The sequence below is a fragment of the Thiomicrospira microaerophila genome (assembly GCF_023278225.1).
GTDB lineage: Bacteria > Pseudomonadota > Gammaproteobacteria > Thiomicrospirales > Thiomicrospiraceae > Thiomicrospira > Thiomicrospira microaerophila_A.
The window spans coordinates 1,699,408-1,717,495 of sequence record NZ_CP070959.1; the positions used below are offsets into that span (position 1 = coordinate 1,699,408).

17 protein-coding genes are annotated in these 18,088 nt (G+C 43.5%); 1 reads left to right on the top strand and 16 read right to left on the bottom strand.

Annotation, left to right across the window (positions count from 1 at the left end; genetic code table 11):
• Positions 1-51: 51 nt before the first annotated feature.
• The 4 genes from miaA to tsaE form a co-directional block, all read right to left on the bottom strand.
• Entirely contained in the window at positions 52-1,014 is a 963-nt protein-coding gene (gene miaA, locus JX580_RS08250; protein ID WP_248850070.1) for a tRNA (adenosine(37)-N6)-dimethylallyltransferase MiaA, read from the bottom strand.
• A 2-nt stretch (positions 1,015-1,016) separates the two neighbouring features.
• Positions 1,017-2,849 (bottom strand): DNA mismatch repair endonuclease MutL, encoded by a 1,833-nt coding sequence (mutL, locus tag JX580_RS08255; RefSeq protein WP_248850071.1) that lies wholly within the window; start codon positions 2,847-2,849, stop codon positions 1,017-1,019.
• An 86-nt stretch (positions 2,850-2,935) separates the two neighbouring features.
• Positions 2,936-4,639, bottom strand: coding sequence for an N-acetylmuramoyl-L-alanine amidase (locus JX580_RS08260; RefSeq protein WP_248850072.1), 1,704 nt, complete (start codon positions 4,637-4,639; stop codon positions 2,936-2,938).
• 152 nt (positions 4,640-4,791) lie between these two features.
• Positions 4,792-5,292, bottom strand: a complete 501-nt coding sequence (gene tsaE, locus JX580_RS08265; RefSeq protein WP_248850073.1) for a tRNA (adenosine(37)-N6)-threonylcarbamoyltransferase complex ATPase subunit type 1 TsaE — start codon at positions 5,290-5,292, stop codon at positions 4,792-4,794.
• On the opposite strand from tsaE, the gene queG reads away from it, so the two are divergent.
• A complete protein-coding gene (gene queG / locus JX580_RS08270) occupies positions 5,278-6,462 on the top strand; it encodes a tRNA epoxyqueuosine(34) reductase QueG (protein WP_248850074.1) in 1,185 nt (394 codons plus the stop codon). The two genes, tsaE and queG, sit on opposite strands and share 15 nt — an antisense overlap.
• Here queG and JX580_RS08275 read toward each other — a convergent pair.
• The 12 genes from JX580_RS08275 to fliP all read right to left on the bottom strand — a co-directional run bounded on the left by JX580_RS08275 (position 6,459) and on the right by fliP (position 18,060).
• Positions 6,459-6,944, bottom strand: a complete 486-nt coding sequence (locus tag JX580_RS08275) for a chemotaxis protein CheW (protein WP_248850075.1) — start codon at positions 6,942-6,944, stop codon at positions 6,459-6,461. The genes queG and JX580_RS08275 overlap by 4 nt on opposite strands.
• Positions 6,945-6,946: 2 nt before the next feature.
• Entirely contained in the window at positions 6,947-8,992 is a 2,046-nt protein-coding gene (locus JX580_RS08280) for a chemotaxis protein CheA (protein ID WP_248850076.1), read from the bottom strand.
• A gap of 85 nt (positions 8,993-9,077) precedes the next feature.
• Positions 9,078-9,746, bottom strand: coding sequence for a protein phosphatase CheZ (locus JX580_RS08285; RefSeq protein ID WP_248850077.1), 669 nt, complete (start codon positions 9,744-9,746; stop codon positions 9,078-9,080).
• A 43-nt stretch (positions 9,747-9,789) separates the two neighbouring features.
• On the bottom strand, positions 9,790-10,182 hold the full coding sequence (locus JX580_RS08290; RefSeq protein ID WP_432758389.1) for a chemotaxis response regulator CheY: 393 nt from the start codon (positions 10,180-10,182) through the stop codon (positions 9,790-9,792).
• 50 nt (positions 10,183-10,232) lie between these two features.
• Positions 10,233-10,958 (bottom strand): RNA polymerase sigma factor FliA, encoded by a 726-nt coding sequence (locus JX580_RS08295; protein WP_248850078.1) that lies wholly within the window; start codon positions 10,956-10,958, stop codon positions 10,233-10,235.
• A gap of 15 nt (positions 10,959-10,973) precedes the next feature.
• The gene (locus JX580_RS08300) at positions 10,974-11,891 is read right to left on the bottom strand and encodes a MinD/ParA family protein (protein WP_248850079.1); all 918 of its coding nucleotides are present in this window, start codon (positions 11,889-11,891) and stop codon (positions 10,974-10,976) included.
• Positions 11,881-13,032 (bottom strand): flagellar biosynthesis protein FlhF, encoded by a 1,152-nt coding sequence (flhF, locus tag JX580_RS08305; RefSeq protein ID WP_248850080.1) that lies wholly within the window; start codon positions 13,030-13,032, stop codon positions 11,881-11,883. The genes JX580_RS08300 and flhF overlap by 11 nt, the downstream gene beginning before the upstream one ends.
• 16 nt (positions 13,033-13,048) lie before the next feature.
• Entirely contained in the window at positions 13,049-15,139 is a 2,091-nt protein-coding gene (flhA, locus tag JX580_RS08310; protein ID WP_248850081.1) for a flagellar biosynthesis protein FlhA, read from the bottom strand.
• Between the two features lie 23 nt (positions 15,140-15,162).
• On the bottom strand, positions 15,163-16,287 hold the full coding sequence (flhB, locus tag JX580_RS08315) for a flagellar biosynthesis protein FlhB (RefSeq protein WP_248850082.1): 1,125 nt from the start codon (positions 16,285-16,287) through the stop codon (positions 15,163-15,165).
• Between the two features lie 10 nt (positions 16,288-16,297).
• Complete coding sequence (fliR, locus tag JX580_RS08320) at positions 16,298-17,074, bottom strand: flagellar biosynthetic protein FliR (protein ID WP_248850083.1); 777 nt, start codon at positions 17,072-17,074, stop codon at positions 16,298-16,300.
• A gap of 2 nt (positions 17,075-17,076) precedes the next feature.
• Positions 17,077-17,346 (bottom strand): flagellar biosynthesis protein FliQ, encoded by a 270-nt coding sequence (gene fliQ / locus JX580_RS08325; protein WP_248850084.1) that lies wholly within the window; start codon positions 17,344-17,346, stop codon positions 17,077-17,079.
• Positions 17,347-18,060: a flagellar type III secretion system pore protein FliP gene (gene fliP / locus JX580_RS08330; protein ID WP_248850085.1), complete on the bottom strand. Its 714-nt coding sequence runs from the start codon at positions 18,058-18,060 to the stop codon at positions 17,347-17,349. It abuts the gene before it with no gap.
• Between the last annotated feature and the right edge of the window lie 28 nt (positions 18,061-18,088).

The window sequence follows — 18,088 nt, forward strand, 5'->3', positions numbered from 1 at the left end:
GGGGCAAACCCTGATCGTTAAAAAAGCATAACATAGCCCATGACTGGATGCTTAATATTTTTTAGTTAGCTGCAAATTAGCTTCTAGCTTGTTCAACTGCTGCTCAAGTGTTGAGGTGATCGAGTCAATCTCCAACAACCCCTGCTCTTTTCTAAGCCAAGTTAACTGTCGTTTTGCCAGTTGCCGAGTGGCGACTAGGGATTTTTCATATGCGGTTTGAAGATCGTACTGCCCAGCCAAGTAATCCCATACTTGACGATAACCGACGCAACGAATAGACGGCAAATCAGCTTGTAAATCTCCACGTGCATAGAGCAACGCGACCTCATCAACAAAGCCTTCTTCAAACATCTTCTTTAATCTAAATTCAATTCGCTGATGGAGTTGAGCGCGGTCTTGCGGAATTAAACCAACTTTGATCAAGTTTACCGGCCAATCTACCGCTGATTGCTGAGCTTGCAACGAACTCAAACTTTGCCCTGTCAGCCTAAAGATTTCCAACGCCCGAATCAGTCTTTGCGGATCATTGGCGTGAATACGTGCAGCCGCTTCAGGATCGACCTCAAACAATTGCTTGTGTAAGGCTTGTGGATCACACTGATAGGCTTTTGTTAACTCATTTCGGATCTGAACATCGGCACTCGGCAAATCTGCCAGCCCCTGCTGCAAAGCATGAAAGTACATCATTGTACCGCCCACCAACAGCGGAATGCGTTCACGCTGATGAATTTGATTCACCAAGGACTTACAGTCTTTTACAAAGTCTGCAGCCGAATAACGCTGAGAGGGATCGAGGATATCAATCAGGTGATGAGGTGCATGCACCAACTCCTGTGCACTCGGCTTAGCCGTACCTATATCCATCTCTCTATAAATCAAAGCTGAATCAACACTGATTATCTCTACTGGGTAGGAGTCTGCTAACGCCAAAGCTAAGGCTGTTTTACCGCTGGCGGTCGGCCCCATAATCGCTACAACGGTTTGTGCTTCAATAAGTCTATTAATATCGTGCATTATTATTGGCCCCGCATAAAAAGACTGTCCAACTGCTTCATACTAAGCTGAATCCAGGTTGGACGACCATGATTGCACTGTGACGAAGAGGGGGTTTGCTCCATATCTCGTAACAAGGCATTCATCTCGTTAAGCGTAAGCTGACGATGCGCACGCACCGAACCGTGACAGGCCATGGTTGATAAGAGTTGATTAATTCGCTGTTCAATACGTTCGGATTGTTCTGTATGCATCCAATCCGACAACACATCCTGAACAAGCTGTGCAATATCTGCCTTAGCTAATAGGCTCGGCACCGCATTCACTCTCAATTGTTGTGGGCCTAAGGCCTCTAGCTCAAACCCAAGCGTTGACCACCAGGTCTGGTTATCTTCCCAGATCTTGATTGCGGTTAAATCAAGCGTTATAGAAATAGGAACCAACAGTGGCTGAGAAATCAAACGCTGTGTTTGCCATTGAAGCTTCATGCGCTCATACACAATTCGTTCATGTGCTGCGTGCATATCCACTAAAATCAAACCCTGCTGATTCTCAGCCAAAATATAAATGCCATGTAACTGCATTTTAGCGAAGCCAAGAGGGGGAACTTCAGTGTTAGAAGCTAGATTTTTAGAGGTTAATGTTTGTTCTGATATATAGCCTGTGGGATCAGATTCCATTGCTTTCGGCGTTTCGAGTTGAATAGGCTGTTGAAATTGCAAACTATGAACATAACCCGTTGGATATTTTGAATCCTTAATAGGATTAGATAGATAATTTGTGGTGTCCATGGGCTGTGGGGCTTGTGCTGAAGGTGTCGATTCTGCGTGGATCATTGGCTGGCGAACCACATCACGCACTGAGCGACGGATAAAATCATAAACTCCACGACTTTCAGCAAAGCGCACCTCATACTTTGAAGGATGCACATTGACATCCACCTGGTCAAAAGGTAGGGTTAAAAACAACACATAAGCTGGATGACGCCCATGATACAAGACATCTGCATAAGCCTGTTTAAGAGCGTGAAACAACAAGCGATCCCGAACAATGCGCCCATTAACAAAAATATACTGCATGTCGTTTTGCGCACGATTAAAGGTTGGCAGCCCAACCCATCCCTCTAACCGAATGTTTGTGGATTGGAACTCAATATGCAAGCTTTGCTCAACAAAACTCTCACCCATTAAGCGTGTTAATCTCTTTAATTGTTCTGAACGAGAACTTGCCTGATCGACTTGGCGCACTAGTTTGTGGTTATGAAGGAGCTTAATACCCACATCCATTCGACTTAACATCGCGCGCTTAACCAACTCATCAATATGAGTAAACTCGGTTCTGGCAGAACGTAAAAATTTTTTTCTTGCAGGTGTATTGTAAAATAAATCCTGCACCAGCACGCGTGTTCCTGATTTCGCCGCAATGGGTTCCGGCTCTGACCAAAGACCGCCCCCATCGGCTTTAATACGCCAAGCACAATCAGAGTCTGCTTGGCGGCTCACTATCTCGAACCGTGAAACCGAGCTGATACTTGCTAAGGCTTCACCACGAAAACCCAAGCTTGCCACTGCGGCCAAGTCTTCATAGTTTTCAATTTTGCTCGTAGCATGCCGACTAACCGCAAGAGGCAGTTGATCCTTAACAATACCTTGACCATTATCGGTGACTTGAATCGATTTTTCGCCACCCTCTTCAACCGCTATGATTATTTCGGTCGCGCCCGAATCAAGCGCGTTTTCCAACAACTCCTTAACCACCGACACAGGTCTCTCGACCACTTCACCAGCAGCAATTTGATTGGCAAGGGCATCCGGGAGTTGTTTAATGGCACGGAAAGGCAAAAGAGGTTGTGACATACTGGGCTAACTGAATACCTGGGTAAATAAAAGACTATTTTAACAAATAGTCTTTTGTTATTTAGCACAAGTTATTAGGATTCATCCTAATTGGCCGCCACGGTCAACAAGCTCTGCTTGACTGGTATTTTAATTTGACGCCCAACAAAGAGTTGATTTGCATTAGTGAGATTGTTAATTCTCATTAGCTCTTGCACTGTGACTTTATTTTTCAGTGCAATTTCAGACAGGGTATCGCCCCGCTTAACAACATAGGTTTTTTCATATTGGACCATCATTTTGTCAGTGACAGGAACTCTTAGCTTTCTGCCGACAAAAAGTTGATTTGGATTTCTCAAATTATTCAAGCGCATAAGCTCTCGAGTCGTAACGCCGTAGTTCTCAGCCAAAACCGATAATGTGTCGCCCGGCTGGACTTCAATATTCACATATAGCGTCTCACCCCAGCGCGGTGAATGACCCGCTTGCTCCACAAACCTAACCAAACCCTGCGTCACACTGCGAGAAAAAGCCTGATGAAATGCAGGATCCTGTAAACGTTTTTCCTCATGAGGATTCGATATAAATGCGGCTTCGATCAACATGGATGGCATATCAATAGAACGAAGTACTGCAAACTCTGCAGACTGAACCGTATCACGATGCAAAGTTAAGTTATTCTGCTGCATTTCGGCCAACACGGTACTGCCAAGTTTACGGCTGGCACGCAGATTGGCTTCACGCGTTAAATCTGTTAACACGGTAGCGACATCCATATCACGTCCCGCCAACTGCATCACTCCCAGTGCCTCGTTTTCTTGCTGTGCCAATTTTCTTGCCATCACACTACTTGCACCGCGGTTTGAGAGCACATAGATTGATCCACCTCTTGGCATGCCTGAAGGATACGCATCGGCGTGAACAGAAATAAAAATATCTGCCTTGTGCCTGCGGGCAATTTCAATGCGCTCATTTAAGCCCAGAAACACATCCCTATCACGTGTCAACACGGCACGCATTCCCGGTTGACGATCAATTTCCTGCTTCAATCTTAAGGATAAGGCCAACACCACATCTTTTTCATAAGTTCCACCTGGGCCAATCGCTCCTACATCTCGTCCACCGTGTCCTGGATCAATCGCAATAACATATTCTTTAGACGCTGAAAAATCACGATTAGCATCTAACATTGACTGGGTTGTTGAATTGCTTTCAACCCTTGGCAAAGCAACTTGCGCAGCAGGAGCCTTGGCAATCTGGACAGCCTGATTTGTTTGCGAAGACTCAAGTTTCTGGGGTTGGCTCAAAGTAGGTTCAGGCTGAGGTTGTGCTTGAGCTAAACTATTTTTATTCGATTGTTCAACAGGTTTGAAAGCGGGCTTCGGGATTGAAGCAAATTGAACTTGAGTTAAATCAATCACCAACCTTTCTGGACGATTCGCGGTTTTATCAAGCGTAAAATAACGAAACTGGAAACTATCATGTAGATCAAGCACTACCCGAGTTCGAGCTTCATTAGTCGATAATCTTATGCCCGCCAAACGCGGATCTTGAAAAAATTGATTACGAAATGACACCGCATTCTGAGCATGATGAAAATCAACCACAATGCGATCTGGATTACTTAAACGCATCACTTCATAGCTTTTGTTATTTTTAACCTCAAACACGACACGTGTTTGATCAGGGGTCTGGCCCAAACGAATGCTGCTTAATTCAGTGACACTTGCTATCGCGACTTGACTTACCAGAATTAGAACTATGGCTAATAAGCTACGAAACAAGGCTAGATAAGGTTTATTGATATACATAATTGATTACCACTTTTGCATCATGCTGAGCCTTATTGTAGAACAATAGCGCACCATGTGGCAATAATTTTATTTAATCACAATAACTTGCAAATATTTTCTCGAAACATTCTAGGTAATTTAAATACACCTATCCAACTATAAAAAAGAAACTATAAATGTGAATAAATGTCTATCCATTGCCGCTTTAACGCTTCAGAGCATGCCTCAATGCTTAAGATTCGTCCAGTTGCAGATGACCGAATTTCAATATTGATATCGGCGGGAATTAAAAAACCTTTAGCCTTATCTGGCCATTCTATTAATGCGATATAAGCACCATCTAGTAAGTCACGCAAACCTAAAAACTCCAGTTCTTCAGGATCACTCAAACGATATAAATCTAAATGATGAATACTGAAATAATCTGCTGCATAAGACTCAATCAAGGTATAGGTGGGGCTTTTAACGCGCTGACCCGGCAAAAAATGCTGAACAAAAGCCCGTGAAAAACAGGTTTTCCCCATACCTAAATCACCACGCAGATAAATCACCAGGCCTGGCTCCATCAAGGCAAGACTTTGAACAACATGAGCGCACTTCTGCCCAAATAAAATGGTAGAGGATTCATCCGCTAGGTTATAAGATTTGCTAAAATCATGATTATGAATCATCAAACACCTCTCCAAAATTATTCCAGACTAAGCTTACAGATTAAAAACTGGGCTAAAGACTTAGGTTTTGCCGATTGTGGTATCAGCGCTATAGACTTAACCGCCTATGAAGACAATTATTTTAACTGGCTTGATCAGGAGTTTCACGGGGAAATGCATTATATGTCGGCTCATGGCACAAAACGAACCCGGCCCAATGAGTTAATACCCGGCACTCAGAGTATTATTAGCTTACGCATGAACTACTTGGACACCCAAGCTGAACATCCCATTAAACAACTGCATAAAACTGACCACGCTTACGTATCACGTTACGCACTTGGGCGCGATTATCACAAGGTCATCCGCAACAAACTAAAAACCCTAATTAAACAGATTAAACAACAAAACCCGGATTGCAACTGTAGGGCATTTGTAGACTCCGCACCTGTACTTGAACGCCCGATCGCCGAACAAGCAGGCCTGGGCTTTATTGGCAAAAACAGCCTTATCATTCATCCTAGAGCAGGTTCTTGGTTTTTTCTTGCCGAAATTTATACTGATTTAACGCTTGAGCATGATGCCCCCTTTGTTAAACAAGGCTGCGGTCCCTGCCGAGCTTGTATTCTTGAGTGCCCCACTCAGGCGATTGTAGCCGATGGACAGGTCGATGCACGACGCTGTATTTCCTACTTAACGATCGAATACAAAGGGGTGATTCCGCTTGAGTTTAGAAGCGCAATGGGTAATCGTATCTACGGCTGTGATGATTGTCAGTTAGTATGCCCTTGGAACCACTTCACTGAACCGACACAAGAAGCGGATTTTGCACCAAGATCACAGTTGGATCGTGCCACATTGCTGACGCTGTTTGATTGTGATGAAACGTCATTTAACCGAGAGTTTGAGGGTTCACCGATTAGACGGATTGGCCATGAAGCCTGGATAAGAAATATTGCAATTGCTCTGGGTAATAGCCCAGCATCTAATGATGTACTTAGTGCTTTAAAGTCAAAACTGGGCGTTTTTTCTGAAATGGTAGAAGAACATCTTGTCTGGGCTATCACAGAACAACAACAAAAACTTGAAACCCAACCGAGTTCAAGCTCTGGTGCATGGGTTGAAATCGATATAAAGAACGTAAAACCTATCGTTGCAAAAAAGTATTATCTACCAAACTACTCGCATTAGCGCGCATTTGAAAACATCACATCGGTATCTACCAGCACTATCACATTGTCTTGATAATGAGCAACGCCTTGAATGTAGGCGGATCGGCCCTCTCGGTTCTCAGCCATAAGGTCAACACAGGATTCAGGTATATCCTTTACCTCTATCACACGATCTACCATTAAGCCAACCGAGGTATCATCATCAATTTCAATAATCACAATCCTGGAGTCATCATCGGTTTTTTTCGCTGGAAGGTTATAAACACCACGACCATCCACAACAGTGACAATGACGCCACGCACATTAATCACACCAATCACGTTTCGACTTGCACCAGGAACCTCACGTATCTGCCCTACACGAAGCACTTCACGAACTTTTTTAACATTGATGCCATAAACTTCCGAGTCTAGCTGGAACAATACGCAACGTACAGTTACACTTGAAAAACCTTCATCATCGTTTTCACTCATACGGATGGAAGAAATTTGATTCATCATTGTTATTTAAACCTCTCAATTAGACCGGGCAGATCGAGAATCAATGCAATATTACCATTTCCGGTAATCGTAGCGCCTGCATAACCCTGAATGTTCTGCAACATCACCCCCAAGGGTTTAATCACAACCTCTTCCTGACCATTCACCTGCTCAACCACCAATCCAACTCGTTGATTGCCAATTGAAACTATGACGATCTTATCGCCTTTGCGCTGTTCATCAGTGCACCCAGGCCTTAGCCATTCAGTTAAGAAAAACAAAGGCAGGCTTTTCTTTCTCAAACGCACCATAGTTTGACCGTCAATGGTATTGGTCTTATTGGCATCATAATCAAAAATTTCTTGTACGCTCGTTAAAGGGATAGCATAGCTATCACGACCAAACGAAACCATAAGGGTCGGCAAGATAGCCAAGGTTAAAGGCACACGAATCCTAATTCTTGTTCCCTGCCCTAAAGCTGAGTCAATATCAATACTGCCATTGAGTTTAGTGATCATGTTTTTAACCACATCCATCCCAACACCACGACCGGAAAGATCACTCACCTGTTCAGCAGTTGAAAAGCCAGCACCCATAATCAACATAAACGCCTGCTTATCATCTAATTGATTGGCCGATGCCTCATCCATCATGCCTTTTTCCACCGCTTTACGTCGCAATAAATCAGGATCCATTCCCTTTCCATCATCAGTAATCGACAATAAAATGTGGTCACCTTCTTGCTCAGCAGCTAATACAATACGTCCAGTTTTAGGCTTTCCGGCCTCTTCTCGCACTGAAGGCATCTCGATACCATGGTCAACCGAATTACGAACCAAATGAACCAACGGATCGGCCAATGCCTCAACCAATCCTTTATCAAGATCTGTTTCCTCACCCACTAACTCAAGATCTATATCCTTACCCAATTTGCGAGCCAAATCGCGAACAACACGAGGAAAGCGACCAAAAACTTTTTTGACCGGCTGCATTCTGGTCTTCATCACTGACGCCTGTAAGTCGGTCGTCACATGATCAAGATTACCCACTGCATTGGATATATCCTCGAGGCTGGCTTCAGCGGAACGTAAAGTTAATAAACGATTGCGCACTAAAACTAATTCGCCGACTAAGTTCATAATAGCATCCAGATGACGAGTATCAACACGAACGGTTGACTCGCCTGCGGCTTTAGAGTTTGCTGGAGAAGATGGAGGTGGGGTAGCTTTTTTAGCCACAACAGCAGACTTGGCCGCTTTTAGCACCGGCTCCGCATCAGGAACTTTTGCGTTAGATTCACCACCTAGCAGCTGGTCTCTCTGGTTAAGGAGGGCTTCGAATTCATCATCACTGATTTCACCATCCGGATCGACGCCGGAGGGTAACTGTAACCTCGCTTCAGGAACCGCTTTAACATCAGCGCCAGCCAATTGATCACGCTGATTAAGTAAAGCCTCAAATTCGTCATCACTAATTTCACCGTCCGGATCAACGCCTTCAGGTAATTGCAGTTTTACTTCAGTTTGTGATAGTTTGCCGCCTTCAATCAATTCATCACGCTGGTTGAGTAAGGCTTCAAACTCATCATCACTAATCTCGCCATCAGGATCCACCCCTTCAGGCAAACTTAAACTAACAACTGGACCAGACGCCTCTGACAAGACTGGTTCAAAAGAAGCTTCTTGCGAACCACCTTTAACGATAGCATCTAATTCTGAAAGTAATAAGTGATCAATCTCATCGAAATCACGCACACCGTCGTTTAACTCATTAACAATGCGGCTAATTTGATCAAAGGCACGCAAAATAACATCTGCAACCTCTGCGTCATAGGCTACGTCCTGGTTTCGAATCTTATCAAAAACATTTTCAGCGCGGTGACAGACCTCAACAAGAGGAGAAACACCAAGAAATCCGGCCCCACCTTTTACGGTATGAAATCCACGAAAAATGGTATTAAGTAGATTGACATCATCTGGCGCATTTTCCAAATCAACCAATTGTTCATTCAGCTGATCAAGTAACTCGGTTGCCTCGACTAAAAAGTCTTGTAATATTTCTTCATCCACGCTGATACCCTCATGGCAAATCGATTCATAATATGAATGGATTAAGCAAGCTATATGCCATCAACAAAGCAACCTTTGTCAAACCTTAAAAACCAAGATCAGCGAGCAGATCATCCACTTCATCTTGGCTATGTGCACCTTTATTTTTTTCTTGCTTAGTCGCAGCTGGGCCAACCCCTTTCATATCTTCTTTTTGCTGGTCATGGTTCCGTGGGGGTAAATTCTCTAAGCTCTGACCGGATCGTTGAATTAGATCTAGCAAACTATGCTCAAATGCCCCCATAACAACCAACATCCGTTTTAAGACCTGACCCGTTAGGTCTTGGAAAGACTGCGCCTGCATAATTTCATTACATTGCTGACTAATAAGGGTTAAGGCTTCATCTAACTTATTTGCCTGACCTTCGGTTAGCTCTGTCCTCAGAATATCTAGTTGATCCAGAGTTTGTCCAATCGATTCAGCCGCAGTGAGGGTAGTATCAACTGCTTGTTCAGTGGAAGATAGCACATACTGAATACGTTCATTGAGATCGGGTAAATCATGTTTTACCTGATGCATTAATTCAATATCATCAACTTGTTTCAATGATTCATGAAGATTACGGGTCATTTGTCCAAGTGACTGATACAGCGCATCCTCCTTTACAGCTGTGATTTTTTTAAATAAAAAGTCCACCTGTTGATCATCGCCTAGTTGTAATGCCTGCAATAAATCCACTAAGTCCTGCTGGTTTAACTCTTTAGATATCGACATGGAACAATCCTTAGGTTTTAATTTTATTCAATCAGCCGCTTCACTAAGCACCACGTCGTTGAAATATCTTCTGAATTTTTTCATTTAGGGTTGCTGCTGTAAACGGTTTTACAATATAACCATCAACGCCAGCTTGAGCCGCCTCAAGGATTTGACTACGCTTTGCTTCGGCAGTAATCAATAGAAAAGGCGTATCCTTAAGTTTTGCATCTGCACGAACATTTTTTAACAACTGCAATCCTGTCATTTGTGGCATATTCCAATCACTAACTATGAAGTCATACTTTCCAGTTTGAACCATAGGCCAAGCTGTAGCGCCGTCATCGGCTTCATCGAAATGACTAAACCCTAATTCTTTTAGTAGGTTTTTTACAATTCGTCGCATAGTAGAAAAATCATCTACTACTAGGATTTTCATATCTCGATTAATACTCATAAACTTGTTCCTAAACTACCATAACTTAAACTTAAATATTCTATCACGCCCTAAAGCCAATCGGACAATCTTGCTCTTAATCGCTTAATGGCTTGGCTATGAATTTGACTTACTCGTGACTCAGAAACATCTAAAACTTGACCAATTTCTTTTAGGTTTAATTCTTCATCATAATAAAGGGCCATCACTAAACGCTCTCTTTCGGGAAGCTGATCAATCAATTCAGTTAGCTTAAGCTTGAACCCACTGTCGGCTAGAATGGCTAAAGGTGTCGGTCCATGCCCTTCCAACTGATCTTCGGACAACAGATCCGAGTCGGGCTCATCGATTGACATTAATTGTGCTGAGTTGGTATCTAATAAAATATGATGATAGTCTTCAAGACTAATCCCCATCTGCTCAGCAACTTCACTATCTCTTGCCTCTCTTCCTAAACGCGACTCTACTTGATGAATTGCCTCACTGACTTCTCTGGACTTACGATGAACCGACCGAGGAGTCCAATCGCCTTTGCGTATCTCATCCAACATGGCTCCGCGAATGCGGATACCTGCATAGGTTTCAAAACTTGCGCCTTGATCAGCACTGTATTTCTGGATCGCTTCAATAAGCCCAATAACACCCGCCTGAATTAAATCATCTACAAACACACTGTCGGGCAGGCGTCCCTTTAAATGATAAGCAATTTTCTTTACCAGCGGAAGGTGGCGTTCAACATCTGAGGTCGCGTTCTGCGCTGTACCTTGCACCTGATTGTATAAACTTGCCCCATTCATCAAATAATGACTCCGTTAATCTTTGGCTCTTTTAAACAGTTTCTCAACAAAAGACTGTAAATATCCATTTTTACCCGATGGTACTGGCCAGGTTTGCAATTTTTTAGCCATCGCAGCAAAAGCTTGAGCCGATGGACTGGTTGGGTGACACAAGGTTACAGGAGTTTGCTTTTGCACTGCGTCTCTCAGCGCATTATCGAACGGAACCGATCCAAAATACTCAACACGTACCTGAAGAAACTGTTCACAGACACGTGAAAACTTCTCATAGAGCCTTTGACTATGTGCAGGTGATCGACTCATATTTGAAACCAGTCTAAAACGCGATATTTTGTAATCCCGACTCAATACCTTAATTAAAGCATAGGCATCAGTAATTGAAGCAGGTTCATCACAGACTACCACCACAACTTCTTGAGCCGCACGACAATAGCTCACCACGCTATCGGCAATACCTGCCGCCGTATCAACAATTAAAATATCCAAATTATCAGATAAGGCTGAGAAAGCATTAATAATGCCAGCGTTCTCGAGTGCACTCAGTTGAGACATGCGTTTTACCCCTGATGCTGCAGGAATAATACGAATTCCAGCTGGTCCCTCAACAATCACTTCTGCCAAGGTTTTTTCCCCGTCCAAAACATGAGAAAGGTTGTAACGCGTTTGTAAACCCAGCATGATATCAACATTAGCTAAGCTCATATCAGCGTCCATCAACAGAACACGCCCACCTAACTGGCTTAGTGAGATAGCAAGGTTAACTGAAAGATTGGTTTTTCCAACCCCACCTTTTCCGCTGGCAACCGTTACAATTCTAACGGGCTTAGCTTTTGGTATCGCAGAAGAAAGGGTTTCTTTCAGAGTTTTCTTCGGTTCAACCGGTTTTTCAGGTTCACGCATGGCTCTTAGGCCTGCTGCTTGATCATTGACCATTCACCAGCTCCTTTGCCATGCCTATACGATACAATTGTTCATCCACATAAACAGGGTTTTGTTGACCCAGCATTACAACACGATCAACTAAATCTACAGCTGTCATTTTTTGCAAATCTTCCGGTACCCTTTGTCCAACCGATACATAAGCCATAGGCAACTCAGCTTCCACCAGTACGCTAACTACATTCCCTAGCTGTAATGCTTCATCAAGCTTGGTAAGGATACAACCCTTCAAAACAACCCGTCCAAATGAATTAACAATATCACGCATAACATTTAACTGGGTAGCGGCAGATAGTACTAAGTAATTACGAACCTTATCAGCTCCGGCGTGGCCAGATGTCAATTGTTGGGACAATTGAAGATCGCGCTGACTCATACCTGCGGTATCTATTAATACTAAACGCTTCATATTCAAGGCATCCAACAACGCAAAGAGTTCCGCTTGAGTATTGGCAACATATACAGGAACGCCGATCAAATCAGCAAAGGTTCTTAACTGCTCTTGTGCACCAATCTTATAACAGTCTGTTGTAATCAAGGCCAATTCAGCGGCTCCATACCTCATCACAAATCGACTGGCTATTTTCGCAATCGTGGTGGTTTTTCCAACCCCAGTTGGCCCTACCAGTGCTACAATACCCCCGGATTCAATAATATCCCTATCCACTTTAGGAATCATAGTTTCGATTTCTTGAAGTATAAAAGACCAGGCCTGGTCAGGTTCTTGCTGCTGACCTACATTTTTTACCAGCGTTTGACTTATCTCCCAACTTAATCCTAATTTCATTAAGCGCTTCATTAATTCAACTTTTGTTGGCTCAGCGAGCTCATTTTGCCCCCAAGCCAATCCCGAAAGTTGCTGTTCCAACAGGCGCTTAACTGCTTGAATTTCGTTTGACATTCGGTCAAGCTCGGCATGATAGCCATTGACGTTTTGTGTATGAACAGGGTCTTTAAATGGCGGTTTGACTTGGTGTTCTGTAGCAGTTTGCTGGGAAAGATCAATTGAAACAACGACCTCAACCCCTTCAGCAGAACTGCGAGAAGACATAATTATTGCATCAGGACCCTGTTCAGCTCGAACAAGCGCCATCGCCTGGCGCATTGTCGGGGCAACATATCGTTTTATTTTCAAAACATACTCCTATCCGCTAGCCGTTACCAACATTGGCAACCACACTTATTTGCCTGTTCTCAGGTACTTCAGAGTAAGCCAAGATATGCAGGTTAGCGAGACTGTATTTAAATAGTCTCGCTAATTGAGCACGTATCTGAGGCGCTACCAATAAAACCGGAGATTGCCCCGTCATTTCAAGCTGCTGCGCTTGCTCTTTTAAAGTACCGTGCAAACGCTCTGCCAAACCTGGGTCTATCGCCAATTGTCCATCAGGCGCCCCTTGTGTTGCCTGAATTAACAACTGCTCTAGCGAAGGCTCTAGCGTAATCACTTTAAGCTCACCATGGATACCTACAATATCTTGCACAATTGAGCGACCTAATGCGGCTCTAACATGCATAACCAATTGAGCTGGATCACGTGTTTGAGAGGCTTTTTCGGATAATGTCTCAATAATCGTACGCATATCACGAAGAGAGACTTTTTCATCCAACAAACTCTGCAATACTTTTACTAGCGCCGCTAAAGACAGTTGATCAGGAATCAATTCATCCACCAATTTAGGCGACGTTTTCTTTAGCTTATCTAATAACTGTTGCGTTTCGTCAAAGCCTAATAACTCCGGTGAGTAATCTTGTATTACTTGACTAACATGGGTTGCAATGACCGTACTTGAATCCACGACGGTGTAACCGAGAGCTTGTGCCTGATCTCGATCACTTATAGCAATCCATACAGCATCTAAGCCAAAAGTAGGGTCTTTTGTCGGTGTACCAGCGACATCGCCATAAACACTGCCTGGATTAATTGCTAAATCTCGATCCGGCATCACTTCACCTTCACCTGATGGCACTCCCATTAGCATGATTCTATACTGATTTGGTTTTAAGTCCAAATTATCCCGTATATGCACTGGAGGAACAAGAAAACCCAACTCTTGTGAAACCTTACGCCTTACGCCTCGAATACGCTCCAAAAGCTGACCATTTTGACTGGTATCGACCATTGGAATTAACCGGTACCCTACCTCTAGACCGAGAACATCTACCTGTTGGACATCGTCCCAACTCAAATCAGACGGTTTAGCGGCTTCTTGCATGTCAGGCTCAACACGTTCTTTATCTTTGACTGCTTGCTTTTGTTGTGTCTTATAGATGTAATATGAACCTAACCCAGCCAAAATAGCAAAAGATAGAAAAGCCAAATTTGGCATACCAGGAATAACGCCCATTACACCAACAATCGCCGCTGTAACTCCCAAAGCTTGGGGGCTGGAGAACATTTGACTCTCTAGTTGCTGCCCCATGTCTTCTTGATCACCCGAAACACGGGTAACAATTATTGCTGTCGCCGAAGATAAAAGCAAGGCTGGTATTTGAGCGACCAGACCATCCCCTATCGTTAGCAGCGTATAAATTTCAACCGCTTCACCAAAACTTAAGCCGTGCTGCCCGACGCCAATTGCAAAGCCACCGACGATGTTAATAAGCAAAATGATAATACCGGCAATAGCATCGCCTCTAACAAACTTACTGGCACCATCCATTGAGCCATAAAAATCTGCTTCAGCAGTAATTTCTTTACGTCTTGCCTGAGCTTGATCTTGTGTAATTAAACCCGCATTAAGATCAGCATCAATCGCCATCTGCTTACCGGGCATCGAATCCAGTGTAAAGCGCGCACTGACCTCAGCCACACGGCCCGCACCCTTGGTTACCACAACAAAATTAATAATCACCAATATGGCAAACACGACCAAGCCAACGGCATAATTACCGCCTATAACAAACTCTCCAAACGCTTCGATAACCTTACCGGCAGCATCACCGCCCTGGTGACCTTCAAGCAAGATCACGCGGGTTGAGGCAATATTAAGTGAAAGTCTAAACAATGTTGCAATAAGAATAACCGTTGGAAATACCGCAAAATCTAATACTCTTTTGGCATAGACGGTGACCATTAAAATGACGAGTGACAAAACAATATTAAAAGTAAAAAAGATATCCAGCAAAATAGCAGGCATAGGAATCGTGATCATCCCTAACAAAGCCAAAATGGCAATAGGCGCACCTAAACCGCGCTTAAACCATTGAATGGCGACCTGATAAAATTGCTTAAAATCCATAACTATGAAGTGGCTTCTTTACTTTAGGGTTCTGTTTTTAAATTAGAGGGTATTTCTAGTCTCGAAACATCCAGTTTTTGTTTTTTGTTATCTTTCAACCCAAACACATAGGCCAATACCGCCGCGACAGCTTTAAATAGCGCGTGAGGAATCGGCTGTTCAGGCTCTGAATTATAGTACAAAGCCCTCGCCAATTGCGGGGCTTCTACAATCGGAATATTATTTTCGAGTGCGGATGTTCTAATTTGTGCTGCCATAAAATCAACACCTAGCGCCAAAACAATCGGCGCATCCATCGTATCTGGTGCATATTTAAGCGCTACCGAATAATGAGTCGGGTTAGTAATCACCACATCAGCTTCAGGCACTCGCTGCATCATACGTCGTTGTGACATCTCCCTTTGAATTTGTCGAATACGCGCTTTGACTTCTGGATTCCCCTCCTGCTGTTTATACTCCTCCTTGACTTCTTGTTTGGTCATCTTGAGCTGATTCATATGCTGATAAATTTGGAAAGGAACATCAATCATCGCAATCACAATCAAAGCCAAACTGACTAAAATAAAGGCCTCTACTATAATCTTGGCTGCATGCGCCAAGGCCACATGCAAAGACTGGCTTCCTATCGATACCACCTCGCCAAAGGCATACCATAGAAAAGCAATGGCTACGGCTAACACCAAGCCAAACTTACCCAAGGCTTTAAGCAACTCCATCAATGCTTGCATCGACACCATGCGCTTTAAGCCTTTCAGCGGATTTAGCTTACTAAACTTGGGCGCCATCGCCTGTGAACTAAAGTTAAAGCCCCCTAGCAAAGATGAGCCAACAATCGCAACAAACACCATTAGTAAAAAAAACGGCATCAGCATCATAATCGATGCAACGACTAACCCCAGCATTTTATCGAGCATCTTATTGAAATCATAGGCATGATCACGATCAAGACTTAAGCCCTGAACCATAATCATTTCAAACGAAGCAATCATTTGCGGCCCCCAAAAATACAAAAACAAAGCGGCCGAAATAACCATTAAAAAAGTGGTCAGTTCTTTGGAACGGGCAACCTGTCCTTTTTCTCGAGCTTCTCGAAGCTTTTTCTCGGAGGGGTCTTCGGTTTTTTCTTGACCGTCTTCGCTTTCTGCCATCTGTCAATCCCTAAGGGTTTAATGCCAACATATTGATTCGATCAAAAGCACGCGTCAACAGCTCTTCAAGGTGAGGCAGAAGCATCGGTGTAGTAAAAATCAACATCACCAGGCCTGCTAACAATGTGACAGGAAAACCAACAGCAAATATATTTAGCGCAGGCGCCGCTCGCGTAATTACACCAAAAGAAATATTGATCAGCAATAAAGCAGTAATTGCCGGCAATGCAATTAAGACCCCTGCACTAAACATATACCCACCAAACTCCACAACAACTCGAAGGCTTTCTGCAGTTAAAAAATGAGTGCCTACCGGTAAAAAATAAAAACTATCCACCACAGCATAGATCACCATGATGTGGCCGTCTAGCGCGAGAAAAAGTAAAGTCGCCATAATGGTAAAATATTGCGATACAACTGGCGCATTAACACCGGTTGCCGGATCAACCATCGATGCAAAAGCCAAACCCATTGCCATTGCGATCATATGACCCGCCATTACAAAAGCTTGAAAAACAACCAAAAAGATAACCCCCATGGCCAAGCCAATCAGAATTTGCTGAAGCATATAAAGCAAACCCTGCCATGTAAATGGATCAACGGGTGGAGGTAAAGGTAAGAGGGGTGCTACCGCAAGCGTAATAACCAACGTGAGTATAAGACGAGATCTAACAGGCACACCTTTCATACCAAACAAAGGTATGATCGAGAGCATGGTACCTATACGAACAAAAGGCCAAAAATACAAGCCTATCAACTGTAAGTACTCGTGATAGGTAAATGTCACAGCTAGCCTATTAAGTTTGGAATATTCATATACAGCTCAATAGTAAAGGACAAGAGTGTCGTCAGCATCCATGGTCCGGCAAGAATCAATGCGATTCCAACCACCGCAAGTTTAGGGATAAAGCTCAAGGTCATTTCGTTAATCTGAGTCGCTGCCTGGAACATACCAATTAACAATCCCACCACTAGCGCGGGAATCAATAAGGGCGCAGCTAACATCGCGACCACTTCTAACATGCCTTGCCCCAAGCTTAATACCTGACCCGGACTCATCTAAATGCCTCCACCGACAACTACAAAACTATTAGCCAATGTACCAACAACCAGAGCCCAACCATCAATTAACACAAATAACATTAATTTAAATGGCAAAGAAATAATCATCGGGGATAACATCATCATCCCCATCGACATTAATAAACTGGCGACCACTAGGTCTATAATTAAAAACGGAATAAAAATCATAAAACCGATTTGAAAGGCGGTTTTCAGCTCACTAGTCATAAAGGCAGGCACCAATATTCTTAAAGGCACCTCAGTTGGCTCAGTTAATTCGACATCTGCCATCGCCGCAAACATCGCCAAATCACTCTCTCGTGTTTGTTCGATCATAAACTGATGCATTGGCACCATCGCTGTCTCAACCGCCTGTCTAAAATCCATCTGCTCCTCTAAATAAGGATCAATGGCCGTTTGATAGATTCTATCCAACACAGGTGACATAATAAACAGAGTTAAAAACAAAGCTAAACCAATTAACACCTGTGTTGAGGGGGTTTGCATCGTTCCCAAAGCTTGTCTTAACAAAGCTAACACGACAATAATACGCAAAAAAGAGGTCGTTGCTATCAAGGCTGCCGGTAATAAGGTTAAGCCTGTCATAAGCAGCAAAATCTGCAGCGTCAAGGTGTAGTCTTGATTACCATCAGCATCTGTTTCCACTGTAAACGCCGGAATACCTGGCATTGCATAGGACGATATAGGCATTAAAACCAAGACTAAAAAAGCAAAAAAT